Source organism: Cypionkella sinensis, assembly GCF_042646385.1.
GTDB lineage: Bacteria > Pseudomonadota > Alphaproteobacteria > Rhodobacterales > Rhodobacteraceae > Cypionkella > Cypionkella sinensis.
Genome location: NZ_JBHRTO010000002.1, coordinates 201,919 through 227,913, shown reverse-complemented (window position 1 = coordinate 227,913; position 25,995 = coordinate 201,919). Strand labels below are relative to the sequence as shown.

The following is a 25,995-nucleotide window of genomic DNA, read 5'->3' as shown; positions in this document are numbered from 1 at the left end:
CGGGCTTTCCTGTGGCGTGTGGCAGAGCGGTCGTGGCTGTGGCGTGGCAACCGTGGGATTTTTGCTTTGATCTTGATCAAGTGGCGCGGTTTTGCCGCAGCTTACTCTTGTCGGGAAGCGGCTAATATGGTTCACAGGCCAGAGATAACGGGATTCTGCCCCCTGTTTGGGCATGGTCAAAAAGGTGGCGTGAAAGCTGCCCATGGATACGGGAAATGAACATGCGTCTTAAGTCCACTTTCAACGCTGTTGCGGCCGCCAGCCTTGGTCTGCTGATGCAGCCTAGCTTCGCATTGGCGCAGGCTTTGGAAACCGTGGGGGCTCCGGTTCCGCGTGGCACCGAGCATCAGCCGGCGGCGACCAACATCGCCCGCGATCTGCAATGGCTGGATCATATGATTCTGATCATCATCACCGCGATCGTGGCGTTTGTGACGGTGCTGCTGCTGTATATCATGGTGCGCTACAACCGTAAGCGGAACCCGACGCCCGCGACCTTTACCCATAACTCGCCCTTGGAAGTGGCATGGACGATCATCCCGATCCTGATTCTGGTGTTCATCGGGTCGTTCTCGCTGCCCGCTTTGTTTGAACAGCAAGAAATTCCGGTGGCGGATATCACCATCAAGGCGACCGGCAACCAGTGGTACTGGTCGTATGAATACCCCGATGTGAAGGTCGGCGAAGACACGCTGAAGTTTGACGCCTTCCGCATCGACGGTGCCACGCAGATCGACGACGCGGCCGCTGGCTGGGGCAAGGATCAGCCGATGTCGACCGCTGGCGTGATGAGCGATGTGGCGGTGAAGAAACTGGCCTACTACGGCTACAAGAAAGAAGATTTCCTGTTGGCCACCGACAACGCTGTGGTGATCCCGGTTGGCAAGACCGTGGTGATGCAGGTGACGGGTGCCGACGTGATCCACGCTTGGGCCATGCCTGCCTTCGGCGTGATGCAATCGGCGGTGCCGGGGCGTCTGGGCCAGCTGTGGTTCAAGGCTGACCGTGAAGGCGTCTATTTCGGCCAGTGCACCACGCTTTGCGGCAAGGACCACGCCTATATGCCGATCACGGTGAAAGTGGTCAGCCAAGCGGCATATGACGCTTGGATCGCACAGGCGACTTCGACGGGCAATCTGCGGCTCGCCTCGAACTAAGCCCCAAGCTACGGCAAAGAGGGCCTCCACCCGTTGGGGGCCTTTTACTTACCAGAAAGCCAGGACACGTTATGACCGATATCCGGTCTTTTGAGGGCCCGAAAGAAGCGGGATTTGGCGATTTCGTGCAGCTTTTGAAGCCGCGCGTGATGTCGCTTGTGGTGTTTACCGCAATGGTCGGTTTGCTGGTGGCCCCGGTTGGCTTGCATCCGGTGGTGGGATTTACCGCGATTTTGTTCATTGCCTTGGGCGCGGGTGCGTCGGGCGCTTTGAACATGTGGTGGGATGCCGATATTGACGCGATGATGCGCCGCACCAAGGGCCGCCCCGTGCCTGCGGGGATGGTGCAGCCGGGCGAGGCGCTGGCGATTGGTCTGGCGCTGTCAGGTATCTCGATTGTCATGCTGGCGCTGGCGACGAATATGCTGGCGGGCGCACTGCTCGCGTTCACGATCTTCTTTTATGCCGTGGTCTATTCGATGTGGCTGAAGCGTTCGACGCCGCAGAACATCGTGATTGGCGGCGCGGCGGGGGCTTTCCCGCCGATGATCGGTTGGGTGGCGGCGACGGGATCGGTTTCGGTCGAAGCTTGTCTGATGTTCATGCTGATCTTCATGTGGACGCCGCCGCATTTCTGGGCTTTGGCGCTGTTCATGAACGAGGATTACTCGAAAGCCGGTGTGCCGATGCTGACGGTGACGCATGGCAAGCGTGTGACCCGCAATCACGTGCTGGGCTATACGTTGGCGCTGATCCCGTTTGCGATTGCGCTGGGCTTCACCCCGATTGGCGGGCCGGTTTATCTGGCGGTGTCGGTGTTGCTGAACGCCGAGTTCCTGCGCGGCGCTTATCGGATCTGGAAACGCGATGAGGCTGCGGCTGAGGCGGACAAGTACAAGGTCGAGAAAGCGGTATTCCGGTTCTCGCTGCTGTATCTGTTCCTGCATTTCGGCGCTTTGCTGGTCGAGGCAGTGCTGCACGCGCAAGGTATGGGGGGCTGGTGATGGCATTTCCGGCACCGGAACATGAGATCCACCGCCGCCGATTCTCGCGCAATCTGGGCGTGGGGCTGGCGCTGACCTGCTTTGTCGCGCTGGTGTTCGCGCTGACGGTGGTGAAGGTGACGCAGGGCGATATGGGCCATGCCAATGATGTGCCGGGGATGCTGGGCTCGACGGTGCCGATTGCACCGGAAGAACCTGCCCCCGCGCCTGCAACCCCGGCGGTGAACCCATGAGCCAGCCATTGACCCCCAAGAAAACGGCGGCTTTGTTGGCGGGCGTGGCGGCGATCATGCTGTCGCTGTCCTTCGCGGCCGTGCCGTTTTACAACTGGTTCTGCCGGGTGACGGGCTATGCGGGCACCACTTCGGTGGCCGAGCAGGGTGCGGATGAGATCCTTGATCAGACCGTGAAAATCCGCTTTGACGCCTCGCTTGAGGCCGGGATGCCGTGGCAGTTCCGCGCCATGCAGCCGTCGATGACCATTCGCATCGGTGAGACCGGGCTTGCGTTCTTTGAAGCCTATAACCCGACCGACAAGGCCGTGGGTGGGCAGGCGAGCTATAATGTGACGCCGGATCAGTCGGGCGGCTATTTCACCAAGATCGAGTGTTTCTGCTTTACCGAGCAGGTTCTGCAGCCCGGCGAGCGTGTGCAGATGCCGGTCAGCTTTTACGTCGATCCGTCGATTGTGAAAGACCCTGAGGCCAGCCTGATCAAGGAAATCACGCTGTCTTACACCTTCCATGTGGCGGATATTCCGGAAAAGCAGGCGGCCAATACCACCCCGCCTGCTCTTGCCGAGACACCCGTCAAGCTAGTACAATAAGACCAAGAAAACCGAGGGAACCCCAATATGGCCCACGCCAAGAACCACGACTATCATATCTTGCCGCCGTCGATCTGGCCGTTTGCCGGTTCGCTTGGCGCGTTCATCATGCTGTTCGGCGCGGTGCTGTGGATGCACGGCTCGGGCCCCTGGATGGGTCTGGTGGGGCTGGCACTGGTGCTTTACGTCATGTTCGCCTGGTGGTCGGAAGTGGTGCATGAAGGTCAGACCGGCGATCACACCCCGGTGGTGCGGATCGGCCTGCGTTATGGCTTTATCCTGTTCATTATGTCGGAAGTGATGTTCTTCTCGGCGTGGTTCTGGACCTTCTTCAAGCACGCCATGTATCCGATGGGGCCGATGAGCCCGCTGAAAGATGGCGTCTGGCCGCCGGAAGGCATCGTGCTGTTCGACCCGTGGCACCTGCCGCTGATCAACACGCTGATCCTGCTGTGCTCGGGCTGCGCTGCGACCTGGGCGCACCATGCGCTGGTGCATGAGAACAACAACCGTTCGGCGATGAAGCAGGGGCTGATTCTGGCGGTGCTGCTGGGCCTGCTGTTCACGTTCTTCCAAGCCTATGAATACAGCCACGCAGCCTTTGGTTTTGCCGGCAACATCTATGGCGCGTCGTTCTTCATGGCGACCGGGTTCCATGGTTTCCACGTGATCATCGGCACGATCTTTTTGCTGATCTGCCTGATCCGCACCTACAAGGGCCATTTCACCCCTGAACAGCACGTTGGCTTTGAGGCTGCGGCTTGGTATTGGCACTTTGTGGACGTGGTCTGGTTGTTCCTGTTTGCTGCGGTCTACATCTGGGGCAGCGCATAACCATCAAAGACAGCGCGCGGGCCCGGTGGCCCGCGCAGCTTTTTCAAGGTTGGCTGATGAAATTCCGTTTGATGTCTGCGCTGCTGCTGGGTTTGGCTGGCGTGGGTTTTCTGTGCAGCCTTGGCATCTGGCAAGTGCAGCGCATGTATGAAAAGCGCGCGCAACTGGATGAGATGACAGCGGGGATATCCGAACCTGCGGTGGTGGTGCCTGCGGTGCTGGACCCAGCGCGCGACAGGTATCGCCCGGTGATTGCGGCGGGGCGCTTTACGGGTGAGACGCTGTATGTGCTGTCTGGCCAGCCGATGATTGGCGCCGGTGTGCAGGTGATCTCGGTTCTGCAAATGGCGGATGGGCGGCGGTTGCTGGTGGATCGCGGCTTTCTGCCGGATGATGAAAAGCACAAGGCGCTGCATGTCACCGATCTGACGGTGCAGGGCAATCTGATGTGGCCACGCGACAGCAATCAATACACACCGCCACCAGACCCCAAGACCGGCATGTGGTTTGGCCGCGATGCCGAGGCGATGGCGGCAGTTTTACACACAGAGCCGACATTTATTGTCGCCCGCGAGCCAACTGGTGACGGGATAGAAGCGATGCCGGTCGATACATCGTCTATTCCAAATGATCATTGGGGCTATGCGATCACCTGGTTTTCGCTGGCCTTCGTTTGGGCGGTGATGACAGCGGCGCTGGTCTGGCGTATCAGGCGGCAAATCTAGGGGAAGATGATGCGGTATATCTCGACGCGGGGGCAGGCTCCGGTTTTGAATTTCGGCGAAGCGATGATGACGGGGCTGGCACGCGATGGCGGGCTGTATGTGCCGGAAGTTGTGCCTGCGCTGTCAAAGGCCGAGATCGCTGCGATGGCCGGGCTACCGTATGAAGACATCGCGTTTCGGGTGATGCGGCCCTATCTGGGTTCGACCTTTACGGATGATGAGTTCAAGGGCCTGATCGCCAAGGCTTATGCGGGCTTTGGCCATGCCGCGCGCGCGCCTTTGGTGCAACTGGGGCCGAACCATTTCCTGCTGGAGCTGTTCCACGGGCCGACGCTGGCGTTCAAAGACTTTGCCATGCAGTTGATCGGCCAGATGATGCAGGCGGCTTTGGCCAAGACGGGTGAGCGGATCACCATTGTCGGGGCCACCTCTGGCGATACTGGGTCGGCTGCGATGGAGGCGTTTCGGGGCTTGGCGAATGTCGATCTGTTCATCCTTTATCCGCATGGCCGGGTGTCGGATGTGCAGCGCTGCCAGATGACCACGCCGTCTGAGGCCAATGTCTATGCGCTGGCGATGGATGGCGATTTTGACGATTGCCAAGCCCGCGTGAAGGATATGTTCAACGATTTTGGCTTCCGTGATGGCGTGCGGCTGGCGGGCGTGAACAGCATCAACTGGGCGCGGGTGCTGGCGCAGGTGGTGTATTACTTCTACGCGGCGGTGGCTTTGGGTGCGCCGGAGCGTGCGGTATCGTTCACCGTGCCGACGGGCAATTTCGGTGACATTTTCGCAGGCTACATTGCGCGCAAGATGGGCTTGCCGATTGAGAAACTGGTGATTGCGACCAACCAGAATGACATTCTGGACCGGGCGATGAAGTCGGGCGATTATGTGCAGAACGGGGTGAAAGCCTCGATCAGCCCGTCGATGGATATTCAGGTGTCGTCGAATTTTGAGCGCGCGCTGTTTGATGCTTATGGGCGTGATGGTGCCGCGATCTCGGCTTTGATGGATGAGTTGAAAGCGGGCGGGTTCCATATCAGCCAAGGCGCGATGGGGATGCTGCGCGAGACCTTTGCTTCGGGGCGGTGTTCCGAGGAGGAAACCTTGGCCACGATCACCCGCGCCTATGCCGAAACCGGCGAGGTGCTTTGCCCGCATTCGGCGGTGGGGGTGAAGGTGGCGGAGGAACATCTGGGCGCGGCGCCGATGATCACGCTGGCGACGGCGCATCCGGCGAAGTTCCCCGATGCGGTCGAGAAGGCGATGGGGGTGCGTCCGGCACTGCCGCCGCGCATGGCGGACTTGTTTGAGCGCCCGGAACGTGTCACCCGTGTGCCGAATGATCTGGGCGCTTTGCAGGCGCTGATCCGCGAAAGGATTGCCCGTTGAGCCACGCATCTGCCGGTCTGCGCCTGACCACCCTGCCGAATGGCTTCCGCATCGTCACCGAGAACATGCCGGGGCTGCTGTCTGCCAGCGCCGGAATCTGGGTGATGGCGGGCGGGCGGCATGAGACTCCGGCGCAGAACGGCATCGCGCATTTCCTGGAGCATATGGCGTTCAAGGGCACCAAGCGGCGCACCAGTTTGCAGATTGCCGAAGAAATCGAGGATGTCGGCGGCTATATCAACGCCTATACCAGCCGCGAGATGACGGCCTATTACGCGCGGGTGTTGCAGGCCGATGTGGCGCTGGCGCTGGATGTGATTGGCGATATTGTGCTGAACCCGTCCTTTGACAAAAAGGAAATCGAGGTTGAGCGGCATGTGATCTTGCAGGAAATCGGGCAGGCGCTGGATACGCCCGATGATATCGTGTTCGATTGGCTGCAAGAGGCAAGCTACCCGGATCAGGCGTTTGGCCGCACGATTCTGGGGCCGGAAGAGCGGGTTTCTTCGTTCACGCGCAAGGATTTGCAGGGCTTTGTCGCCGAGCATTATGGCCCCGGCCAGATGATCTTGGCCGCCGCCGGGGCTGTGGATCATGATGCGATTGTGAAACAGGCCGAGGCGATGTTTGGCGGCATGAAGGCCAAGCCCGCGACCAGCTTTCAGGCGGCGGTGTTCAAGGGATCAGAGCGGCGTGAGGTCAAGGATCTGGAGCAGGTGCATTTCGCCATGGCGTTTGACGCGCCGGGCTATCGCCACCCGGATGTCTACACAGCGCAGGTCTATGCGATGACGATGGGCGGCGGCATGTCGTCCCGGCTGTTCCAGAAGGTGCGGGAAGAACGCGGCCTTTGCTATTCGATTTTCGCGCAGTCGGGCGCTTATGAGGATGCCGGGCAGATCACGCTTTATGCGGGCACTTCTGCGGAAGAAATCGGCGATCTGACCCAGATCACCATGGATGAGTTGAAGCGCGCGGCGGATGATATGTCCGAGGCCGAAGTGGCGCGGGCGCGCACGCAGATCAAGGCGGGGATGCTGATGGGGCTGGAAAGCCCGTCGAGCCGTGCCGAGCGGATCGCGCGGCTGCTGGCGATTTATGATCGCGTGCCGGGGGTGGATGAGGCCGTGGCGCGGATTGATGCGGTGTCTGTAGCCGATGTGCGGCGCTATGCGGGCGAATTGGCGGCGGCGGATTCGGCGCTGGCGCTGTATGGGCCGGTCGCGGATGCGCCCTCGCTGGAGGATATCCGCAAGCGTCTGGCGGCGTAATGCTGTCGTTTCGCCGCAGGCCTGTGGTTGAAACCGAGCGCATGACATTGCGGCTGCCGACCCATGCCGATTATCGGGCGTGGTCGGGGTTGCGCGAAGCCTCGATCGAGCATCTGCGGCCGTGGGAGCCTGTCTGGTCGCATGATCATCTGTCGCGCAAGGCGTTTACCAACCGGGTGTATTGGGCGGGGCGGGCCGAGGCGGCTGGCACGGCGCTGCCGATGCTGATGTTTCGGCGGGCGGATCAGCAGTTGCTGGGGGCGGTGACGCTGGACAACATCCGGCGTGGTCCGGTGCAGGCGGGCACGATGGGCTATTGGATCGGCGCGGAATTTGCGCGGCAAGGGCTGATGAAGGAAGCCGTGCAGGCGATGGTGCATTTTTCCTTCGCGCAGCTTGACCTGAGCCGGATCGAAAGCGCCTGTTTGCCGGAAAATGTGGCCTCGCGCGGGGTGCTGGAGAAATCCGGCTTCAAATACGAGGGCGTGGCGCAATCTTATTTGCAAATCAACGGGCGTTGGCGAAACCATGTGTTATACGCCAATTTACGGAATGACCGACGTGGTCGCACGGACGTAGGATAAGCCACTGGTTTCAGCGGTAGCCCTACGCTGGAGCGGGTGGGGTCTTGCCGGGAGAATCCCATGAGCGAAATCAAAGTCCTGCTGCTGCGCGGCGTCAATGTCGGCGGTGCCAACCGTCTGCCGATGCCGGAATTCCGGCAAATGCTGCTGGAACTGGGGCTTCAGCATATTCACACCCATCTGCAAAGCGGCAATGCGGTTTATCTTGATCCGGGTGTGGCGGGGGTAGAGGCGAAGATCACTACGGCGATGAAAGAGCGGTTCGGCTTTGCGCCGCCGATGTTCGTAATGACCTTGGCGGAATATGACGCTGTGCTCGCGGCAAATCCGTTCAAAAAGCAGGGCGAGGCCAATGGGGCAGCGGTGCATATCTGGTTTCTGGAAAGCCCGGCCTCGATCAGCGCGCAGGCCTTTGCGGCGCATGCGGCGCAAGGCGAGCAGATCTTGTTTTCTGACAAGGCGATTTATCTGCTAGCGCCGAATGGCATTGGTCGGTCTGTGTTGGCGGCCAAGCTGGAAAGCGGGCTGAAAATGGTGAAAACTGCGCGCAACTATACCTCGGCCCTTGCGATTGCGGCCTTGGCGCGGACGATTCCGCTGTGATCAGGGCCGCCCTGACCGATGGCTACAAGTGAGACTGTGATGCTGAACCCTGCCGATACTGCCTTTGTTGATCACCTGCGCGCGCTGTTGCCTGAAGGTGCGCTGCATGCCCCCGAGCCGCGCTATCTGGAAGAGCCGCGCGGGCGCTGGCTGGGGCAGGCGGGTGTGGTGGCGCTGCCGCGCTCGGTTGATGAGGTGGCGGTGGTGGTGCAGGCCTGTGCTGCGGCGCGTGTGGGGCTGGTGGCGTGGGGCGGCGGCACTGGGCTGGTAGGCGGGCAGTTGCTGCCGGATGGACCTGCGCCGGTGGTGATTTCGCTGGAGCGGATGGCGGCTTTGCGCGGGATTTACCCGGATGAGAACGTGCTGGTGGTCGAGGCCGGGATGATCCTCGCGGATGTGCAGCGCCATGCCAGCGATGTGGGGCGGGTGTTTCCCTTGGCGCTGGCATCGGAGGGCACCTGTCGGATTGGCGGCAACCTTTCAACCAATGCCGGGGGTTTGAACGTGCTGCGCTATGGCAACACGCGCGATCTGTGTCTGGGTATCGAGGCGGTTTTGCCGGATGGCAGCGTTTTCAATGGCTTGAAGCGTCTGCGCAAGGATAACACCGGCTATGATCTGCGGCATCTGTTGATCGGGGCCGAGGGGACGTTGGGGGTGATCACGGCTGCAAGCCTGCGGCTTTATCCGCAGCCCGCAGTCGTGGGCACCGCGTTGATGGCGGTGGAAAGCCCGGAGGCCGCGCTGAAACTGCTGTCTGTGGCGCAGGAACGGCTTTCGGGGATGGTGTCAGCGTTTGAGTTGATTGGCCGGATGGGGTTGGAGTTTCTGGCCGAGAAAATCCCCGAAGTGATATCGCCGATCGGGATGCCCGACTGGATGGTGTTGATCGAGATCGGTCTGCCTGCCGGCTTTGGGCTGGCCGAGGATCATCTGGGCGGGCTGTTTGAGGCGGGTTTGGCGGCTGGGCTGGTGTCGGATGGGGTGATTGCGGCATCCGAGGCGCAGCGGGCGGGTCTGTGGCGCATCCGCGAGGCGATCCCCGAGGCGAACCGGCTGATTGGCGCGGTCAGCAGCCATGACATTTCGGTGCCGCTGGGGCTGGTGGCAAAATTCATCGCCAAAGCGGGGCCACGGTTGGCGGCGATGGGGGATTTCCGGGTGAATTGTTTTGGTCATCTGGGTGACGGCAATCTGCATTACAATGTGTTCCCGGCCTTGGGGCGCAGCCGGAAAGACTATGAACATCAACGCGATGCGGTGAAGGCTTGTGTGCATGATCTGGTGGCGGAACTGGGTGGCTCGATGTCCGCCGAGCATGGGTTGGGCCGTCTGAAGGTGGATGATCTGGAAAAGTATGGCGACCCCGGCAAGATCGCGGCGATGCGGGCGATCAAGGCGGCGCTGGACCCTGCGGGCATCATGAACCCTGGTGCTGTGCTGCGCGGATAGGGAACGGATTTTAGGATCGGTGGTTTTTGGGGTATGATTCCGAAACAGGAGGGGTAGGCATGAGCTATATTCAAGGATTTCTGATCGCGGTGCCGAAGGACAAGAAGCAGGCCTATATCGACGCAGCGCGCGCCTCGGCCCCGATCTTCAAGGAATACGGCGCGTTGCGGGTGGTGGAGACCTGGAGCGAGACCACCCCGGACGGCAAGATCACCGATTTCAAGCGCGCGGTGCAGGCAAAGCCGGATGAGGCGGTGGTGTTTGCCTGGATCGAATGGCCGGATCAGGCAACTTACGAGGCTGCCTCGGATCGGATGCAGACCGATGAGCGTTGGCGTGCGATGCCCGAAATGCCGTTTGACGGGCAGCGCATGGTGTGGGGCGGGTTCGATCCGATCTTTGACACCGCAGATACAGGCTGGCCGGGGGCTGGGTTTGCCAGTTCTTCGTGATGGAGCCTAAAGAAACGCCCTGCCGGTAAACCGACAGGGCGCTGGGGTTGGGTGGGTCACGTGTTGCAAGCAGCGTCACCCTAAGGCTGGGTAGGCCTTAGGTGTTCCGGTGTAGGATGATTCGGTAAACAAGCCGTTAAGGGTGATGTTAACCTGTCTTCAGCATTCCCCAACACTGGGCACCACACAGGGCAGTGCCAGACCGCCGGGTGGGCGAGCCACCGAATTTCTAGGCGCTTTATGGTTCAGCATACTCCCCAGAATTTCTAGGCGAGACATGGCAATAGCGCCCGCCCGAGGGGGCGGTCGGGCGCTGCCCGGCGGCGCATTCGCGCCTTGATTCCGGGCTTGGGTGGCTTGCTTGGTGTGAGTCGGAAGCCCCGGATCAAGTCCGGGGCGGCGAGGGGAGAGAGAGATGCTCTACAGCCCCTCGAACGCGCAGAGGGCGTGCACGTCCATGCCCATGCTTTCCAGCTTTTTGCGCCCGCCCAGATCGGGCAGATCGACCACAAAGGCGCAGCCGATCACTTGCGCGCCAAGGCGTTCGATCAGTTTGATGCCTGCCTCGGCGGTGCCGCCGGTGGCCAGCAGATCATCGACCAGCAGAACCTTTTCGCCCGCCTGCATGGCGTCGTCATGCACCTCGACCACGGCCTCGCCATATTCCAGCGTATAGGCTTGGGAAATTGTCTGGCCGGGGAGTTTGCCTTTTTTGCGGATCGGCACAAAGCCGGTGGAAAGTTGATGCGCGACAGCGCCGCCAAGGATAAAGCCGCGGGCCTCTAGCCCCACCACCTTGTCAATCCGCATCCCGGCATAGGGGGCAAGCAGTTGATCAACGCACATGCGAAAGCCGCGTGGATCGGCGAACAGGGTGGTGACATCGCGGAACAGGATGCCTTCGTGCGGGAAATCGACGATGGTGCGGATGTAGTCTTTGACGGTTTTCATCGGTATCCCCTTAGAGCTCGGGCCTGTTTACCATCAGCCAGAATACCGCCACAAGGGCGGCAAAGGCGGGCCAGCCCAAGGCGAACCAAATGCGGTAATAGTGGTGCGCAAGGGCGGGGAGCGGCGTGCCTGCGGCCAAGGCTTGTGCGGCCATGTCGCGGATGCGCAGTTGCAGCACGACCACCGGAGCCCAGCACAGGAACGCGGTGGCATAAAGCGCGTAGGTGGCCAGCAACCACGGCTCGGTCAGGCTGTAACCTGCGAGGTGGATCAGCCAGAGGCCGGTTAGCGGCTGGATCACGCCTGCGGGCGTGGTGAAGATCCAATCGGCGACAACCACGCCAGAGGCGACGGAATGGATGGTCTCGACCCGGCCGGTGCGCATCGCCCAGACCATCTGGAACGCGGTGCCCATGCCGGTGCCGAACAGCACGGTCGAGGACAGGATATGCAGCCAGCGGGCGGTGAGATAGGCGTCCATCACCGTTCTTCCACCAGCGCAAGATGGGTCAGGATCAGCGCCAGCACAGGCAGGTTCTTGAGCAGGCTGCCGAAGGGGTCAAGCCACAGGGCGGGGGCGATCAGCGTCAAGCCCAGCGTATACCCCGCGACCAGCAGCAGTTGCAGGATCGCGGTGGTTTTGGGCCGCCAGTCGCGCAGCAGGGCAAGGCCAAGCGCCGCGTCGGCGAGGCCGCCGGCTTTGGCGAGGATCACCGCGAGCGATGCGGGCAGGTCGATTTGCGGCAGATAGCTGGCCGAGGGCGTCAGCAGGCCGAGGGCTGCCGAGGCCAGCCAGAGCGCCGCGAGTGTCAGCCGGATCAGCGGTTTCAGCAGGTAGAGCCGGGCTTGCCACAGGTCTTGCGTGCCTGCGGGGCGGGTTTGCAGGAACTGGGTGAACGGGCGCGGCTTGTGGTGCAGCGTTTCCAGCAAGGGGGTGGCATCGGCCAGCACGCCTTGGTGCAGTTGCGCGACGGAAGTGGCCGAGATCGGGCCAAGCCGCAGCGCATCGCCGATCTGACCGAAGCGGCGGGCGAGGGGCAGCGGGATGCGCAGCAGGGGCCGTTGCGGCAGGCCTAGCCAGCTTTGCGTGGCGCGCAGCAGGCCGGTTTGGCTGACGGTTTGCGGACCACCAATGTCATAGGTGCCGGGGGTGGGGTTTTGTAGGCATTCAAGGGCCACAGCAGCAAGGTCACTGGCGTGGATCGGGTTGAAGGCTTGTTCGCCATTGCCGATCACCGGGGTGACAAAGGGCAGCGCGGCAAGGGCGCGGATCAGTGACGAGCCGCCGTAGGACGTATCGGCCAGCACCAGCCCCGCGCGCAGGATGACGGCTTCGGTGGCGCGGGCGGCAGCCTCGCCTGCGCGCCGCCATTGGGCAAAGGGGGTGTCGGCCTCGATGCCGACGGCCGAGATCAGCAGGGCCTGGGTGCCGGGATGGCGGGCGGCATAGGCGGCGGCGGGCGCCAACACATGCACGGCCTCGAGTGCCGCAGCGGTGCCGGTCAGCAGGCCAGCGGCGTTCAGGATATGGGTTTGTGCATCCAGATGCGGTGCCCAGAACGCTGGCGCGTGGGTGGCGCGGTTGGCAAGGTCGGCTTGCAGCGTGGCAAAGCCCATGCGTTTCAGGCGGGCAGGGTTGCGGGCTTGGGCTATGACATGCACGCCTTGGGCGCGCAGATGAAAGGCTGCGTGGCGCCCGATGAAGCCATCAGCGCCCAGCAGCAGAACTTTCATTTCAATACGCGCCCAGCGACGGCGTCGAGTTTCGCCAGCAGATCGGGATCGCGTTTGTCGGGCGCTGTCATCAGTGCGTAGGTCAGGGCGTGGTCGCAGCCGTGCGGGCAGGTGGGATGGTCGGGCAGCAGCGCGGGCAGTTCGCTGATCAGGTTGCGGGCGGCATTGGCGTTGGCGGTCAGGGTCTGGATAACCTGCGCCACATCCACCGCGCCGTGATCCGTGTGCCAGCAATCGAAATCGGTGATCATGGCCAGCGAGGCATAGCACAGCTCGGCTTCGCGGGCGAGTTTGGCCTCTGGCATCCCGGTCATGCCGATCACATCCGCGCCCCAACTGCGGTAGAGGCGCGACTCGGCGAGGGTCGAGAATTGCGGGCCTTCCATCGCGAGATAGGTGGCAGAGGCGTGGGTCTTGATGCCCGCTGCCTTGGCGGCGGTAAGGCAGGCGGCCCCAAGGCGCGGGCAGGTCGGGTGGGCGAGAGAGACATGGCCGACACAGCCGGGGCCGAAGAAGCTTTTCTCGCGCGCGAAGGTGCGGTCGATGTATTGATCGACCAGCACGAAATCGCCGGGCTGGTAATCGGGGCGCAGGCTGCCCACCGCCGAGACGGCGACGACATCGGTGCAGCCCAGCCGTTTCAGCGCGTCAATATTGGCGCGGTAGGGGACGGATGTGGGGGTGTGGACATGGCCGCGTCCGTGGCGGGGCAGGAAGGCCATCGGGGTGCCATTCAGGCGACCGACAAGGATTTCATCCGAAGGTTTGCCCCAGGGGGTGCTGACTTTGACCCAGCTTGCACCCTCAAGCCCCTCGATCTGATAGACGCCAGAGCCGCCGATGACGCCGATCATGGGGGGCGGGGGCATTGGGGGCATTGCAGGCTCCGCTATTGGGGTTTGGGCGAGTTTAGGGGCGGATTAGGCCGAGGGGAAGGGGAATCTCTGATGCTACCGCGTTGGGGCCATTGTTTTCATGGGGGAATTTCAGGGGGGTGGGGTGTAGGGTGAATGGGTGGTAAACAGGTTGTCGATCAGCCGTGGCGCGGCTGCGTTTGGTGTTTGGGATGAGGGCGGGATGGAGCGTTTGCTGGGCAAGGTGCGGCAGGCTTTTGCGGGTGTGCCAGAGGCGGCGGCGTTTTTGGCGGATTGGCCAGAGGCTGATGTGCGGCGGGTGGTGTCGCCGTCTGCGCTGCCTGTTTGCGATTGGATTGCGGGGTTGCAAGGCGTTGCGGCGACGCAAGCGGTGTTGGCCGAGGTGCAGCGTTTGGCGGGTGGTCTTGCGTGGCGGCAGACCTATGGGGCTGCGGATTTTGGCGCGGATTTTCTGCGCGGCTATGGCTGGAGCGAGTTCATCGGCCTGCGTGGTCCGGTGCCGAGTGAGCGGATTGCTTGTGGGGTGTTGTTGCTTGCCCCCGGTATTACCTATCCGGCGCATGCCCATGCGGCCGAGGAGGTTTATCTGCCGATTGCGGGCGTGGCTGCGTGGCAAAAGGGCGATGCGGCCTTTGCCGATGTGCCGGTGGGGCAGGCGATTCATCATCCGGCTTGGATGCCGCATGCGATGCGGACCAAGGATCAGGCGCTGGCGGCGCTGTATCTGTGGCGGGGCGGTGATCTGGCGGCGAAATCGGTGATTTTGTAGGCGAGTCGCGTCTGGCTGGCGCAAGGCGATTTCCGCGCGGAAATCGTAGACGGAATTCGCGCGAATTCCGCGCCCGACGGGATTGGTGCGCGCTACTTGCGGCATTTGATCTTGGCGGGTAAACGTCGCGCAATCAATTTGCGGAGAGACCCCATGTCTATCGACATCGACACCGCGCGCAAGGTGGCCAAGCTGGCGCGTATCCGGGTGGAGGAAGCGGCTTTGCCCAAGCTGGCAGAGCAGTTGTCTGGTATCCTTGGGTTCATGGAGCAGTTGAACGAGGTCGATGTCACGGGCGTCGAGCCGATGGTGTCGGTGACGCCGATGCGCCTTGCGCGCCGTGCCGATGTGGTGACGGATGGCAACCAGCAGGCGGCGGTTCTGGCCAATGCGCCGGATGCGCGGGAAGGGTTTTTTGCAGTGCCGAAGGTGGTGGAATGAGCATGACTGGACGCGCGAACTCTTGGACGATTGCGGCGGCGCGGGATTGCTTGCGCAAGGGTGAAATCTCGGCCGTTGATCTGACGATGGCTTGCCTTGCGGCGATGGATGCGGGCGATGGGCTGAACGCCTTTGTGCACAAGACCCCGGAACTGGCGCTGGAGCAGGCACGGGCGGCGGATCTGCGCATCAAGGCGGGCGATGCGCCGGATCTGTGCGGGATTCCGCTGGGGATCAAGGATGTGTTCTGCACCAAGGGCGTGGCGTCGCAGGCGGGGTCGAACATTCTGAAGGGCTTTGTGCCGCAGTATGAATCCACCGTCACCGCCAAGCTGTTTGATGCGGGCGCGGTGATGCTGGGCAAGCTGAACATGGACGAATTCGCCATGGGCTCGACCACGGAAAGCAGTTGCTACGGCCCTGCGGTGAACCCGTGGAAGGTCGACGAGGTGTTGCGGACGCCGGGGGGGTCTTCGGGCGGCTCGGCGGCGGCGGTGGCGGCGGATTTGTGTCTGGGGGCCTTGGGCACCGATACCGGCGGCTCGATCCGCCAGCCTGCGGCGTTTACCGGCACGGCGGGGATCAAGCCAACCTATGGCCGGGTCAGCCGTTGGGGCATTATCGCCTATGCGTCCAGTCTGGATCAGGCGGGGCCGATGGGCAAATCGGTGCGCGATTTGGCGATCATGCTGGGCGCGATGGCGGGGCATGATGCCAAGGATTCCACCAGCGCCGATCTGGCGGTGCCGGATTTTGAGGCGGCACTGACCGGCGATATTCGCGGCAAGAAGATCGGTATTCCGCGCGAATATCGCATCGAGGGCATTCCGGCTGAGATTGATGCGATCTGGGCGCAGGGGCGCGAGATGCTGCGCGATGCCGGGGCCGAGATTGTCGATATCTCGCTGCCGCACGCCAAATACGCGCTGCCCGCCTATTACGTGATCGCGCCTGCCGAGGCGTCGTCGAACCTCGCCCGCTATGACGGGGTGCGCTATGGCCACCGCGCCAGCTTGGCGGCAGGTGATGGCATCACCGAGATGTATGAGAAGACCCGCGCGGAAGGCTTTGGCCCGGAAACCCAGCGCCGGATCATGCTCGGCACTTACGTTCTGTCGGCGGGGTTCTATGACGCCTATTACAACCGCGCGCGCAAGGTGCGGGCGCTGATCAAGCGCGACTTTGAACAGGCGTTTGCATCGGGGATTGATGCGGTGCTGGCACCGATCACGCCCAGCTCGGCCTTTGGTCTGGGTGAGATGGACAAGGCCTCGCCGGTTGAGGCCTATCTGAACGATGTGTTCACCGTGACCGCGAACCTTGCCGGATTGCCGGGCGTCGCCGTGCCGATGGGGCTGGATGCCAAGGGGCTGCCGATGGGGCTGCAACTGCTGGGGCGGCCTTGGGATGAGGCCGGTTTGCTCAATCACGCTTATGTTTTGGAGCGTGCTGCGGGCTTTGTGGCCAAGCCCGAAAAATGGTGGTAAGCGCCAATATCAGAATAAATCGCCGAGGCAGAGACGATGCGTAGCGCAGTGATGATTTTGGCCGCTCTTGGGTTGGCTGGGTGTGGAACCGCCGTTCCTGATTCGGGGGCGGGCGTGGGTTTTCAGGATTATGACAGCTATAACGCCCCGGCTCCGGCCCCGGCGGCACCTGCGCCTGCGGCGGGGTTCTCGACCGGGGGGGCGTTGGCGGCGATCGACAAGGCCGAGGGCAAGAACACCGATACCGCGCTGACACCGACCAACCAGCCGCTGAGCGCGCAGGCGGCGGCTTCGCCCTATGCCCAGCCGCAGCAGGGTGCGGTGATTGGCGGCACGACCAGCAGCGGCGAGCGTCCGCGCGGCAACGCGCCTGCGGGGATTGCCGAGACCACCTCGGAGATGGCGAATGTGCCGGGGTCTTCGGCGAATGTCGGCACCGTCTCGGACGAGCAGGATTTTCAGGCGGTGACCAAGCGCGAGACCATCGAAAGCGACAAGGCACGGATCGAGCGCAACCGGGCGCAGTATCACGTCGATCAGCCGACGGCTTTGCCGCAGCGCGTGGACGACGGGGCACCGAATATCGTGCAATTCGCGATTTCGACAAACCATCCCAAGGGCACGCAGATGTACAAGCGTGGCGGGTTGCGGCTGAACAGCTATAACGCGGCCTGTGCCAAGTTTGCCTCGCCCGATCTGGCGCAAGAGGCGTTTCTGGCGGCGGGCGGGCCGGACCGTGACCGCAAGGGGCTGGACCCGGATGGCGACGGCTATGCTTGCGCGTGGGATCCGACGCCGTTCCGGGCTGCCGTTCAGAATTGAGCGCCACCGCAGAAGCGCTGCCCTGGCCCTCGCCGAATTATGGCGCGCGGCGGGGTGGGGTTTTGCCGTCCATGATTGTGATCCACTACACCGCCATGGCGACCTGCGCCGAGGCGCGGGTGCGGCTGTGCGATCCGGCGTTTGAGGTCTCATGCCATTGGCTGATCTCGGAAGCGGGCGCGGTCGAAGGGCTGGTGCCCGAGGATCAGCGGGCTTGGCACGCGGGCGCTGGGGAATGGGCGGGGGTGACGGATGTGAACTCAGCCTCCATCGGGATTGAGCTGGCGAATACCGGGCGGCAGCCGTTTGCCGAGCCGCAGATGGCGGCGTTAGAGGCGTTGCTGGCAGGGATCATGGCGCGCTGGAGTATTCCGCCGCATCGCGTGATTGGCCATTCGGACATGGCCCCCAGCCGTAAAGGCGACCCCGGTGCGCGGTTTGATTGGCGGCGACTGGCGTTGCAGGGGCTTTCGGTGTGGCCCGATGCGCGCGCGGCGGATGTGGCGGCGTTCTGGCCTGCCTTGCGGCAAGTTGGCTACCCCGAGGCCCCGGAGGCCGATCTGCTGGCGGCATTTCGGCTGCGCTTTCGGCCATGGGCGCGTGGGCCTTTGGACGCGGTGGACGCGGGGCTGGCCTGCGATCTGGCGCAGCGCTTCGCGGTTGACCTGCCGCCTGCGCCAGCGTAAAGCCCGCTTCGCGCGGATGGCTGGATGACCGCGGGGCGCAAGTCTCGAGGAAAGTCCGGACTCCATGAAGAAAGGGTGCCGGGTAACGCCCGGCGAGGGTAACCTCAGGGAAAGCGCCACAGAGAAAAGACTGCCGTGGTTCTGGGCCAATCTCGCAAGGGACGCTCAGGCACTCCATGGTGATGGTGAAACGGTGGGGTAAGAGCCCACCACGGACTTGGCAACAAGGACGGTATGGCAAGCCCCACCCGGAGCAATGCCGAATAGGGGCCTCGCGTGGTAAGGTCCGCGACTGACAAGGGCGCAAGCCCGCGACGATAGCGGAGACCACCACAGGGACCTTCAGCCCAGAGGCCCGGGTTGGCAGCTTGACTGCCCGTGGTAACACGGGTGGCAGAGGAATGGTCATCCAGAGGCGGCAACGCCTTGGACAAAATCCGGCTTACAGGCCGTCCGCGCAATTTTAGCTGTTATCTTGTGCTTGCGCGCCGCGCGCGGAAGCGCTTCAGCCGCTGCCATAGTGGGGCGAGGAGCAACACGTAAGCTGAAATGAGCAGGGTTGGGGCAACCCATAGTCCGAGCAGAGTGTAGTCGGCGGACCCATCTGGGCGCGCCATTGGCAAAACCAAAGCCGGTAGGAACAGGCCGAACCAAAGCGCGATGGCTGCGGCGAAGCGTGTTGGACGTATGCGCCGCTGAGCGGTGAAGAACCACGCCATGATCGCAATGTCGGCCAAGACCACGGTCAAAACTATCAGGGGTGTTTCGTAGGCTGTTCCCTTAACCGATGCAAAGAGCAAGGGGAACAGTTTGATCAGGGCGATGAGTGTGACGACTCTGACGACTACATTCGAGAATATAGCTTCTATCGGCCCTTGTGGCTTGGGTGGTGCGGCGGCTGCCCTCTGGAGACTGCCATAGGCGCGGCTGGCGAGTTCGTGTTGAAGGGTGGCGTCGTGGCCGAAATCTTGCCGGAACGCGATGTAATCGTTCAGCCAGCCAAAGCGGGCATCAAGGGCCAGCAGGGCTTCGGCAGTGATCTGGGGCGATAGGGTCGGGATGCCATCGTCGCTGTCCCGCAGCATGTCGCGCAGCAGTTGGGCGCAGGCATGACGCAGGGGAATTTGGGCCTCGGGCGCGTGGCTGAGCGGGTTGTCCAGCGCTTGCAGGATGCGCGCCGAGGCGGGCGCGAACAGGTTGCCATTGCTGATCATGGCGATCATGTCGCGCATGGCGGCTTCTTTCGCAATCTGTGCGACTTCTTCGGGGCTGGGTGGCGGCGGGGTGGGTGGCACTTCGGCCACCAGATCGCCTTCTGCATGGTTTGATGCCGCTGCGGTGGCCTTGCGGGTGCGGCGTTGGGCATTCTGGGCGCTGCGGCCCTCGCGGATCGCCATGGCGGCGTCGTAGGCGTGGCGCAGGGCGGCAAAGGCTTCGGGGTCGCGAGCTTGGTCGATCTGTTTCAGCGCCTGCGCGTAGGCGCGGCGGATGTCGCGGGCTTCGGACGGCATTTTGGGCAGGTGCAGCACTGACCATGGCCAGGCAGCGGTTTCGGCTTCGGGGGTGTCAGGTGACATAATGCGCCTCGAACTCGTCCAAAGCTTGATGCAGATCGCGGCGCAGCTCGGTCAGAGCGTGGGGGTCTTGCGCCTCAATCGCCGCGTCAAGTTGCACCAGAAGGTTGGCCACCCAATCGCGGGCATCGGCGCGCGCCATGCCATAGGCGGCTTCGATCCGGGTGCGCAGGTGGATGTTGGCGGCATCGTCGCGGGGGTGCTGTTTCAACGCGGCCATTTTCTTCAGGGCGGCGGCGATTTCGGCTTCCGACATCTCGCCCGCCAGTTTCGAGATCACCAGCGACGCCTTTTTGCCGGTGGATTGCACCGTCACGTCAACCTCCAGCAGACCCGAGACGTCGTAGGTAAAGCGGACCACGGCGGTTTCGTGGTATTCCATGTTGCGCGGCACTTTCACCTCGATCTCTCCCAAAGCGAGGTTGTTCATCGCCAAGGGCGACTCACCTTGGAAGATGCGAAAGCGCAGGGTTTCTTGACCAAGCTGGACAGTTGAGAATATCTCTTCGCGTGAGGTGGGGATGATCGAGTTGCGCTCGATGATCGGTTGAAAATAGCCCCCACGGTGGCTGTTGCCGATCTGGCGCGTGGTGTCACAGCCCAAAGTGAAAGCGGACACATCGGTCATCACCACATCATCAAGTGCGGCGTCGCGGGCAACAAGGGCGGCTTGCACAGCGGCCCCCAGCGCCACCACTTGATCGGGGTCGAGGCCCATCACCGGGAATTGCCGCAGCTTGCGGCCGGCATAGGCGCGCACGGCGGCCATGCGGGTGGCACCGCCGACCAGCACCACTTTGTCGATCTGCCCCGCGTTGAAGCCCGAATCGTGCAGGGCGCGATCCAATGGGGCGGCAAGGCGGGTCAGCAGCGGCGCGGTGATGTCGTCAAACCGCTCGCGCGAAAGGTGCAGGTCGATGGGTTTGCCGCTCAGTTCGGCTTGCAGATGGATTTGCGCATCGGACGACAGGCCCAGTTTGGCTTGCTCGGCCAGTTTGATCAGCGCGGGGCGGAAGGCGGGGTCGTTGGCATCAAGGCCGGACTGCGTGGCGATATAGCGGGCGAGGGCGTCGGTGAAATCTTCGCCGCCCAGAAAGGCATCGCCGGCGCTGGCGCGGACTTCGATGACGCCATCGAACAGATCGAGGACCGAGACGTCAAAGGTGCCGCCGCCCAGATCGAACACCAGAATCTTCGCCTCGGCATCGCGCTCGTGCAGGCCATAGGCGAGGGCGGCGGCAGTCGGCTCGTTGATCAGGCGGGTGACGTTCAGCCCGGCAATGCGGCCTGCGGTGCGCACGGCTTTGCGCTGCAACTCGTTGAAATAGGCCGGAACCGAGATCACCACATCGCTGACAGGCACGCCGCAATAGGCCTCGGCATCGGCCTTCAGCGCTGCCAGCACCATCGCGGAAAGCTCGGGCGCGTTGTAGTCGGTTTGCCCCAAGCGATAGACGCGGTCGGTGCCCATGGCGCGTTTGAACAGGGCTGCCGATTGCGCGGGCGCAGTCAGCGCGATGGCGCGGGCGGGTTCGCCCACCACAAGCCGACCCTGATGCAACGCCACCACCGAGGGCGTCAGCACCTGACCCAAAGCGTTGGGGATCAATTCGGATGTGCCATCCCGGAATACGGCAATCAGCGAGTTCGTGGTGCCCAGATCAATTCCAAAATGCACTGTCTTCTCCGGGGCAAATCACAAGGCTTTCGCAGGTTTGCACAGTTAGCGGGGCCGCCCAAGGGGGATTGTGGCTGGCCTGCGGGAAATGCTGGCTTTCCTGCGGTTTGGCTGTTGACTCTGCCGCGCCCATCCGTAAAAGGCAGGCTTCAAGGATTTCGCGGGGCAACGGTGTTTCCCCGATCTAGGAGAGACGACTATGGCCAAACCGGCGACGATCAAGATCCGTCTGAACTCGACGGCTGGCACCGGGCACTTCTATGTGACCAAGAAGAACGCTCGGACCATGACCGAAAAGATGACGGTCAACAAGTATGACCCCGTCAAGCGTCAGCATGTTGAATACAAAGAAGGCAAGATCAAGTAAGGTCTTCTGCCGCTAAGCCTGTTTTTCCCTTTAACTTCATCACGTTGGGGGGTGGCGAATAGCGGCGGCAAAAAGTTGTGTAGGCGACTGTGTAGGCAGTCGCACATTTGCAGGGTGTTGCAGAAATGCAGCGCCCTTTTGCTTTTGGACTTCACTTAGTCAAGCCGCCGCCGCCGCTGACTGCCCATTGTGCGCATAAATGCGTGTATGGCCCGCCAAGTTTTTCCGCCATTTCCGAGCGTACTACGGGGTCGTGATAAAAACCAAACGGCAATTGCGCCGAACTTCATGGAATGCTTAGGCACTCGACAGGTCTCTCATGACCAATGCAATCGCAGATTGGACCAGGACAGGATCGACGCCGCCAAGTATCTCCCCATTGCTGGCAAGTTTGTTTTTGGAGAAGCGTTTCAGCACCGCTTGCTCAACTTCCCGTGCTACATCTTCACTGGACGTAGGCTGCTGGAACTCGGCCCGCCACCGCAGCCCTGTCACTTCGAATGCCATCGGGTCATTGTGGGCGGCCTCCCGGGCCTCGGGCGCGTTGGAGTATCCGACCTTCACGGCGAGCGCCTTCTTGCGTTCATCGCGCAGAATGAGGGCGTAGACATACCAGACATCGTGATCCCCAAATGACCCGGTGAAACTGCCATGATGCTTGGGGGCCAACTTGCTGTTTTTCTTTATCACCAGCCCCTTGCCGAACTCGGTCGTCGGCATGGCAGGCGGCACCTCGCGTCGCTCAAGCTGCATCAAAGGCTCAGCGGTGATCGCGTCGAGTTCGACGATCTTCGATTGGGCTTGCAAGTGATGGTTCGGTGTCAGTGGCCCGACCAGTTCCGCGAACATGCTGTTCGGGTCTATGATCTCCCAGACAGTGATCGGGTGGAGGGCGAACGGGAAGCGCGTCACGCTATCGAATCCGGGATTGTGCCGCTCGCGGGGCAGGTCATAGTTTTGCGTGTTCACTTCCAGATCAGAAACGCGAAATGCGCCAACGACGCGGCCCTTGTGAGCTTCTTCCGTTGGCTCTCCTCTGGTGCCCACTGCGAAAACCAGATCGCCCTCAGTCAGAACCTTGCGAGCGTGGGACCGGGCGGCTTTGGTGGCGAATGTCAACGGCCAAGCCGGGTTTCCGGGCGGACCCCAGACGTAGGTGAAGAAGACTTTGGTCATTTCGGTTGCTCATTGCTTTCAAGTTCATCAAGGCGAGCAGCGGCTCTGAAAACGCCACTGCGGACATTTGCGTCGCCATCTGCATCTCGATAGATGTCTCTGAGAAGATCGAAGAGTGGTTCGGTCAGTACAAAGCCATTGGGTAGGCTACGAATGCCGCGCACGATCTGGAAGTCGTTAAACCCTTGTCGCAATTCTTCAAAGTGACCAGCTTGTAGGGCCGCAACAACTTCGAGGATAGCGCCACTTGGCTTTTCGAATGCAGATCGCTGCTGGCGCAGACGTTGAAGGGCGTTTGCCCTAGATACCCGGTAGACAGCGTTCGTAGCGTCTAGCGCCGCAATGGCAGTGTCCAGGTCACCACCCGCAAGCCTGACGAAGTAGAAAATGGGCAACCATCTATTTTGTACCTTTGCCGACATACATACGTATTCGAGCGGAGTGTGAACCTCTTCGTGGGCCAAGAAAGCACAAAGAACGGCATCAGCATCCAGCGCCCGCCCCTCGATCCGTGCGACTACCTGCCCCGCTGGGTCTACCGCATGAACATCACCGACCAGCCGCAAGGCAGGTGCCCCGGCGCGTTCTTCAAACTCGCCTTCGCGAATGAAATTGAGCTGGTCGGCTAAGGCGCGGTCGATCACGATACGCTTTGATCCAGCGTCCAACTCGCCCTTTTCGGTATCCACGATCAACGCCCTATCCGCGCCGATTTCACTCAATCGGGTCGCACTTGCAAGCAAGATTTGGGTCGCTGCCCGGTCGCGTTCGCGCAACATGGCCAGCAGATCACCAAACTTGATCTTTCCAGACTGCCCCGGATAGCGAAACAGGATCGTGCCGTCCTCTAAACCCTCCGCATCTTTGCAGACAATCACTGGCGGGTGCGGATACTTCTCCACATGAATGACGCCAACTACCAAGCCCCCCAGGTTGATAACTTCCTTTGCGAAATCCGGCGTCGGGGTTAAGAGCGTTTTCACTTTGTCGGTGATCCGAACAATGTCGGTATCCTGAAAGGAAGAATTTGGCATTCCGACAACGCGACAGTCAGTATTCTGGACACCGACAAAGACACGGCCGCCTCGATTATTCGCTAGTGCGGCAATCGCCCGAACAATTGGCTCCAAACGGCGTGGGTTAAATTCTGCCTTGCACTCCTGATCCGAGGTCTCTCCGTCCGCGAGAAACCAATCGCCGTCACGTTGCACGAAGCGGGCGAGCGCCCTTTCAGCCAATGTGGGTTCACGCGAAGCTCCGGCTTCGATTACCACCCCCACCTCGGTGGGTGCAAATCCAGCAAGGAAGGCATCCAATGCGGCTTCCGTCGCCACTGGCACCTCAGGGCCATAATGCCCCGCATTGATGCCGGTGATCCTGCCAGAGTTCACCGGCCGATCTTGGCGGTTGAAGTAAAACTGGATGTCTCGGTTCCGCATCCCCCGGCGCAACATCGCCTTGATCAGGCCGATTTCTTCATCTGTGATGCTTCTTCGCGGCATTGCTCGACAATTGTTAAGTTGCGTTGGTGTGACGATGGCTTGGCAAGTGATCGATCACCGTCTGTTGCAGTTCTGGTTCCCAGAAATAGTAGATGCGCAGACAGCGTTTGGGATCGCGGGAGTTCCCCCCAGTCTTCACGTGCCAATCAAGGTCATAGGACCGGCCTTTCCATTCAGCCCGATATGTGTCTCCACCGCACGGGGAATTTAGAATTCCGCTCTCTACGGGCATATCTCTTAATGAGCCGCCCCCTGCCTGCCGGATTTCATGCTGTACTGTCGCAAGCCAAGTGACAACACGTGCGACCAGCTCAACATTCTCGTATTCAGGCGATTTGACCATTCGACGGGCAGCGGGCGTCATCAATACGCGGTCGGGATAAGTGTTATCGAACCAATCTAGGAAATCGCCCCAGACCAATGGCATGGGTGGTTCGAGGGTTGGGGTTTCACCGCCCTTAGCCAATGCCTCTTTGAGCTGCTTGACTTTGAACAGAAGCGCCCTGTTTTCTTGTTCTGCCGCAAGTGCACGCGCTTCCGACGCTTCACTCAAATCAAGGTATGCGTCGATCTCGCCTGTCTTTTCGACAATCTGCTTTTCAAGACTGTCGATAAGCTGCTGTGCTGTCTCCAGCAGCTCAGCGTCGGGGGCGGCACGGTCGCTTTTGTCTTGAGCTTTGATGCGATGACTTGCGGTCCGGACGCTCGAAAACTCCAAGACCTCTTTGCCCAAACGGGTCGTAGCAATGCTGGTATCAGCCGCCACTGTTCTTAGCCAATTTACACAGGCGTTTGCTGCTCCAGCGATACGCAGAGCATCGCCAAGAAATAGGCGGTGCCCATAAGGATCATCAGCAGCCGAAAAGCCCGCCATATAAACCCGCACGCCACCGTTAAAGACCGACCGATAACGGCCAAAGCGGTTTGTCAGAACCCGACTAAAGGCTTCGGGGATGCGGACCACACGCGCCAGTCCTGCTGTTGCTTTTGCCAATTCGACATCATTGATGGGCGGAGGGCCGCCATCATCGGGAGTGACGATAACAAACACAGGCAGACGGCGATCCGGGTCTTCAAGATGATCGCAAAGGTCTTCGGCGTCGTTTTCTGACTGGATCAATCTGGGTACCGCTAGCAGAGGCCGCGCGCCTCGGATCAGACCGGGCGCTTCGATCATCTGCAACACAGTGCCCGGAACGTGAGGTTCGATCCGAAAGTCTGCTTCATTGGTGCTGACGATCAGGCGCAAGCTGAGGTGCGGACGTTTTCCGGCCTCACCGCCGATCACTACCTCGGTGGACCAGATGCGTCCGGCTACAGTCTTGTCTGGGTCTTCTGCCCGCAGAGCCCATAAGTCCATTTCGTCGTTTGAAATACGAACAGCTGTACTGTTGCGCCCCCCTGCCATGAGGTCAAAGTCCCGCTGTTCCCAGGCATCTTTCGGCAACACTGCCCCAGCGCGTTTACTTGCCCATTTCAACACGGCTGCGCGGGCCCTGTTTGCAGACGCGTCGAAGCCATCGCCGTCCAATTGGGCCGAGACACGAAGGATTTCGATACTCCGCGCCGCGCGGGGCATCGTTCGGGCGAGGGGTGTCAAAGCATCGGCGAAACTGGTTGCCATGGAATA

The 25,995-nt window shown here is 61.6% G+C and carries 27 protein-coding genes and 1 other RNA gene; 19 read left to right on the top strand and 9 right to left on the bottom strand.

Features of this window, described 5'->3' with window-relative positions:
- Positions 1-221: 221 nt before the first annotated feature.
- The 12 genes from coxB to ACFOGH_RS16275 all read left to right on the top strand — a co-directional run bounded on the left by coxB (position 222) and on the right by ACFOGH_RS16275 (position 10,303).
- Positions 222-1,157 (top strand): cytochrome c oxidase subunit II, encoded by a 936-nt coding sequence (gene coxB / locus ACFOGH_RS16330; RefSeq protein WP_380074892.1) that lies wholly within the window; start codon positions 222-224, stop codon positions 1,155-1,157.
- Between the two features lie 71 nt (positions 1,158-1,228).
- The gene (gene cyoE / locus ACFOGH_RS16325) at positions 1,229-2,161 is read left to right on the top strand and encodes a heme o synthase (protein ID WP_380074222.1); all 933 of its coding nucleotides are present in this window, start codon (positions 1,229-1,231) and stop codon (positions 2,159-2,161) included.
- Complete coding sequence (locus ACFOGH_RS16320; protein WP_380074221.1) at positions 2,161-2,394, top strand: hypothetical protein; 234 nt, start codon at positions 2,161-2,163, stop codon at positions 2,392-2,394. Before cyoE ends, ACFOGH_RS16320 begins: the two co-directional genes overlap by 1 nt.
- A complete protein-coding gene (locus ACFOGH_RS16315; protein WP_380074220.1) occupies positions 2,391-2,987 on the top strand; it encodes a cytochrome c oxidase assembly protein in 597 nt (198 codons plus the stop codon). Before ACFOGH_RS16320 ends, ACFOGH_RS16315 begins: the two co-directional genes overlap by 4 nt.
- A 27-nt stretch (positions 2,988-3,014) precedes the next feature.
- On the top strand, positions 3,015-3,821 hold the full coding sequence (locus ACFOGH_RS16310; protein ID WP_380074219.1) for a cytochrome c oxidase subunit 3: 807 nt from the start codon (positions 3,015-3,017) through the stop codon (positions 3,819-3,821).
- A gap of 56 nt (positions 3,822-3,877) precedes the next feature.
- Positions 3,878-4,546, top strand: a complete 669-nt coding sequence (locus ACFOGH_RS16305) for an SURF1 family protein (protein ID WP_380074218.1) — start codon at positions 3,878-3,880, stop codon at positions 4,544-4,546.
- A 9-nt stretch (positions 4,547-4,555) separates the two neighbouring features.
- Positions 4,556-5,941: a threonine synthase gene (thrC, locus tag ACFOGH_RS16300; protein WP_380074217.1), complete on the top strand. Its 1,386-nt coding sequence runs from the start codon at positions 4,556-4,558 to the stop codon at positions 5,939-5,941.
- Complete coding sequence (locus ACFOGH_RS16295; protein WP_380074216.1) at positions 5,938-7,212, top strand: M16 family metallopeptidase; 1,275 nt, start codon at positions 5,938-5,940, stop codon at positions 7,210-7,212. The genes thrC and ACFOGH_RS16295 overlap by 4 nt, the downstream gene beginning before the upstream one ends.
- Positions 7,212-7,796, top strand: coding sequence for a GNAT family N-acetyltransferase (locus ACFOGH_RS16290; RefSeq protein WP_380074215.1), 585 nt, complete (start codon positions 7,212-7,214; stop codon positions 7,794-7,796). Before ACFOGH_RS16295 ends, ACFOGH_RS16290 begins: the two co-directional genes overlap by 1 nt.
- 60 nt (positions 7,797-7,856) lie before the next feature.
- Positions 7,857-8,399 (top strand): DUF1697 domain-containing protein, encoded by a 543-nt coding sequence (locus ACFOGH_RS16285; RefSeq protein WP_380074214.1) that lies wholly within the window; start codon positions 7,857-7,859, stop codon positions 8,397-8,399.
- 36 nt (positions 8,400-8,435) lie between these two features.
- Positions 8,436-9,851: an FAD-binding oxidoreductase gene (locus tag ACFOGH_RS16280; RefSeq protein WP_380074891.1), complete on the top strand. Its 1,416-nt coding sequence runs from the start codon at positions 8,436-8,438 to the stop codon at positions 9,849-9,851.
- 59 nt (positions 9,852-9,910) lie between these two features.
- On the top strand, positions 9,911-10,303 hold the full coding sequence (locus ACFOGH_RS16275) for a DUF1428 domain-containing protein (RefSeq protein WP_380074213.1): 393 nt from the start codon (positions 9,911-9,913) through the stop codon (positions 10,301-10,303).
- Between the two features lie 420 nt (positions 10,304-10,723).
- On the opposite strand, the gene ACFOGH_RS16270 is transcribed toward ACFOGH_RS16275, so the two are convergent.
- Genes ACFOGH_RS16270 through ACFOGH_RS16255 form a run of 4 tightly spaced genes read right to left on the bottom strand, consistent with a single transcriptional unit; the run spans position 10,724 to position 13,857 of the window.
- On the bottom strand, positions 10,724-11,254 hold the full coding sequence (locus tag ACFOGH_RS16270) for an adenine phosphoribosyltransferase (RefSeq protein WP_380074212.1): 531 nt from the start codon (positions 11,252-11,254) through the stop codon (positions 10,724-10,726).
- Positions 11,255-11,264: 10 nt separating this feature from the next.
- Entirely contained in the window at positions 11,265-11,735 is a 471-nt protein-coding gene (locus ACFOGH_RS16265; RefSeq protein ID WP_380074211.1) for a DUF2269 family protein, read from the bottom strand.
- On the bottom strand, positions 11,735-12,988 hold the full coding sequence (locus ACFOGH_RS16260; protein WP_380074210.1) for an SDR family oxidoreductase: 1,254 nt from the start codon (positions 12,986-12,988) through the stop codon (positions 11,735-11,737). Before ACFOGH_RS16260 ends, ACFOGH_RS16265 begins: the two co-directional genes overlap by 1 nt.
- Positions 12,985-13,857, bottom strand: coding sequence for an S-methyl-5'-thioadenosine phosphorylase (locus tag ACFOGH_RS16255; RefSeq protein WP_380074209.1), 873 nt, complete (start codon positions 13,855-13,857; stop codon positions 12,985-12,987). The genes ACFOGH_RS16260 and ACFOGH_RS16255 overlap by 4 nt, the downstream gene beginning before the upstream one ends.
- A 145-nt stretch (positions 13,858-14,002) precedes the next feature.
- On the opposite strand from ACFOGH_RS16255, the gene ACFOGH_RS16250 reads away from it, so the two are divergent.
- The 6 genes from ACFOGH_RS16250 (at position 14,003) to rnpB (ending at position 18,529) form a co-directional block, all read left to right on the top strand.
- A complete protein-coding gene (locus tag ACFOGH_RS16250; protein ID WP_380074208.1) occupies positions 14,003-14,632 on the top strand; it encodes a dimethylsulfonioproprionate lyase family protein in 630 nt (209 codons plus the stop codon).
- Positions 14,633-14,785: 153 nt separating this feature from the next.
- The gene (gene gatC, locus ACFOGH_RS16245) at positions 14,786-15,073 is read left to right on the top strand and encodes an Asp-tRNA(Asn)/Glu-tRNA(Gln) amidotransferase subunit GatC (RefSeq protein WP_380074207.1); all 288 of its coding nucleotides are present in this window, start codon (positions 14,786-14,788) and stop codon (positions 15,071-15,073) included.
- Between the two features lie 2 nt (positions 15,074-15,075).
- Positions 15,076-16,560: an Asp-tRNA(Asn)/Glu-tRNA(Gln) amidotransferase subunit GatA gene (gene gatA, locus ACFOGH_RS16240; RefSeq protein WP_380074890.1), complete on the top strand. Its 1,485-nt coding sequence runs from the start codon at positions 15,076-15,078 to the stop codon at positions 16,558-16,560.
- Positions 16,561-16,674: 114 nt separating this feature from the next.
- Positions 16,675-17,382, top strand: a complete 708-nt coding sequence (locus ACFOGH_RS16235; RefSeq protein ID WP_380074206.1) for a hypothetical protein — start codon at positions 16,675-16,677, stop codon at positions 17,380-17,382.
- A gap of 71 nt (positions 17,383-17,453) precedes the next feature.
- Positions 17,454-18,068, top strand: coding sequence for an N-acetylmuramoyl-L-alanine amidase (locus ACFOGH_RS16230; RefSeq protein ID WP_380074889.1), 615 nt, complete (start codon positions 17,454-17,456; stop codon positions 18,066-18,068).
- A 12-nt stretch (positions 18,069-18,080) separates the two neighbouring features.
- Positions 18,081-18,529: RNase P RNA component class A (rnpB, locus tag ACFOGH_RS16225), an RNA gene on the top strand.
- A gap of 9 nt (positions 18,530-18,538) precedes the next feature.
- Here rnpB and ACFOGH_RS16220 read toward each other — a convergent pair.
- Positions 18,539-19,645: a hypothetical protein gene (locus ACFOGH_RS16220; protein ID WP_380074205.1), complete on the bottom strand. Its 1,107-nt coding sequence runs from the start codon at positions 19,643-19,645 to the stop codon at positions 18,539-18,541.
- Positions 19,635-21,320, bottom strand: a complete 1,686-nt coding sequence (locus ACFOGH_RS16215) for an Hsp70 family protein (protein ID WP_380074204.1) — start codon at positions 21,318-21,320, stop codon at positions 19,635-19,637. The genes ACFOGH_RS16220 and ACFOGH_RS16215 overlap by 11 nt, the downstream gene beginning before the upstream one ends.
- Positions 21,321-21,519: 199 nt before the next feature.
- Here ACFOGH_RS16215 and rpmG point away from each other — a divergent pair, with 199 nt between their 5' ends.
- Positions 21,520-21,687 (top strand): 50S ribosomal protein L33, encoded by a 168-nt coding sequence (gene rpmG, locus ACFOGH_RS16210; RefSeq protein ID WP_054005708.1) that lies wholly within the window; start codon positions 21,520-21,522, stop codon positions 21,685-21,687.
- Between the two features lie 297 nt (positions 21,688-21,984).
- On the opposite strand, the gene ACFOGH_RS16205 is transcribed toward rpmG, so the two are convergent.
- From ACFOGH_RS16205 to ACFOGH_RS16195, 3 genes are read right to left on the bottom strand one after another with little or no spacing between them, the layout of a single operon-like run.
- On the bottom strand, positions 21,985-22,863 hold the full coding sequence (locus ACFOGH_RS16205) for a hypothetical protein (RefSeq protein ID WP_380074203.1): 879 nt from the start codon (positions 22,861-22,863) through the stop codon (positions 21,985-21,987).
- Positions 22,860-24,365, bottom strand: coding sequence for an AlbA family DNA-binding domain-containing protein (locus ACFOGH_RS16200; protein ID WP_380074202.1), 1,506 nt, complete (start codon positions 24,363-24,365; stop codon positions 22,860-22,862). Before ACFOGH_RS16200 ends, ACFOGH_RS16205 begins: the two co-directional genes overlap by 4 nt.
- A 13-nt stretch (positions 24,366-24,378) precedes the next feature.
- Entirely contained in the window at positions 24,379-25,989 is a 1,611-nt protein-coding gene (locus ACFOGH_RS16195) for a hypothetical protein (RefSeq protein WP_380074201.1), read from the bottom strand.
- Positions 25,990-25,995 lie beyond the last annotated feature (6 nt).

Coding starts and splice junctions, on each gene's coding strand:
- coxB (WP_380074892.1), top strand. CDS start 222: ATGCGTCTTAAGTCCACTTTCAACGCTGTTGCGGCCGCCAGCCTTGGT.
- cyoE (WP_380074222.1), top strand. CDS start 1,229: ATGACCGATATCCGGTCTTTTGAGGGCCCGAAAGAAGCGGGATTTGGC.
- ACFOGH_RS16320 (WP_380074221.1), top strand. CDS start 2,161: ATGGCATTTCCGGCACCGGAACATGAGATCCACCGCCGCCGATTCTCG.
- ACFOGH_RS16315 (WP_380074220.1), top strand. CDS start 2,391: ATGAGCCAGCCATTGACCCCCAAGAAAACGGCGGCTTTGTTGGCGGGC.
- ACFOGH_RS16310 (WP_380074219.1), top strand. CDS start 3,015: ATGGCCCACGCCAAGAACCACGACTATCATATCTTGCCGCCGTCGATC.
- ACFOGH_RS16305 (WP_380074218.1), top strand. CDS start 3,878: ATGAAATTCCGTTTGATGTCTGCGCTGCTGCTGGGTTTGGCTGGCGTG.
- thrC (WP_380074217.1), top strand. CDS start 4,556: ATGCGGTATATCTCGACGCGGGGGCAGGCTCCGGTTTTGAATTTCGGC.
- ACFOGH_RS16290 (WP_380074215.1), top strand. CDS start 7,212: ATGCTGTCGTTTCGCCGCAGGCCTGTGGTTGAAACCGAGCGCATGACA.
- ACFOGH_RS16285 (WP_380074214.1), top strand. CDS start 7,857: ATGAGCGAAATCAAAGTCCTGCTGCTGCGCGGCGTCAATGTCGGCGGT.
- ACFOGH_RS16275 (WP_380074213.1), top strand. CDS start 9,911: ATGAGCTATATTCAAGGATTTCTGATCGCGGTGCCGAAGGACAAGAAG.
- ACFOGH_RS16270 (WP_380074212.1), bottom strand. CDS start 11,254: ATGAAAACCGTCAAAGACTACATCCGCACCATCGTCGATTTCCCGCAC.
- ACFOGH_RS16265 (WP_380074211.1), bottom strand. CDS start 11,735: ATGGACGCCTATCTCACCGCCCGCTGGCTGCATATCCTGTCCTCGACC.
- ACFOGH_RS16260 (WP_380074210.1), bottom strand. CDS start 12,988: ATGAAAGTTCTGCTGCTGGGCGCTGATGGCTTCATCGGGCGCCACGCA.
- ACFOGH_RS16255 (WP_380074209.1), bottom strand. CDS start 13,857: ATGCCCCCGCCCCCCATGATCGGCGTCATCGGCGGCTCTGGCGTCTAT.
- gatC (WP_380074207.1), top strand. CDS start 14,786: ATGTCTATCGACATCGACACCGCGCGCAAGGTGGCCAAGCTGGCGCGT.
- gatA (WP_380074890.1), top strand. CDS start 15,076: ATGACTGGACGCGCGAACTCTTGGACGATTGCGGCGGCGCGGGATTGC.
- ACFOGH_RS16230 (WP_380074889.1), top strand. CDS start 17,454: ATGATTGTGATCCACTACACCGCCATGGCGACCTGCGCCGAGGCGCGG.
- ACFOGH_RS16220 (WP_380074205.1), bottom strand. CDS start 19,645: ATGTCACCTGACACCCCCGAAGCCGAAACCGCTGCCTGGCCATGGTCA.
- rpmG (WP_054005708.1), top strand. CDS start 21,520: ATGGCCAAACCGGCGACGATCAAGATCCGTCTGAACTCGACGGCTGGC.
- ACFOGH_RS16205 (WP_380074203.1), bottom strand. CDS start 22,863: ATGACCAAAGTCTTCTTCACCTACGTCTGGGGTCCGCCCGGAAACCCG.
- ACFOGH_RS16200 (WP_380074202.1), bottom strand. CDS start 24,365: ATGCCGCGAAGAAGCATCACAGATGAAGAAATCGGCCTGATCAAGGCG.
- ACFOGH_RS16195 (WP_380074201.1), bottom strand. CDS start 25,989: ATGGCAACCAGTTTCGCCGATGCTTTGACACCCCTCGCCCGAACGATG.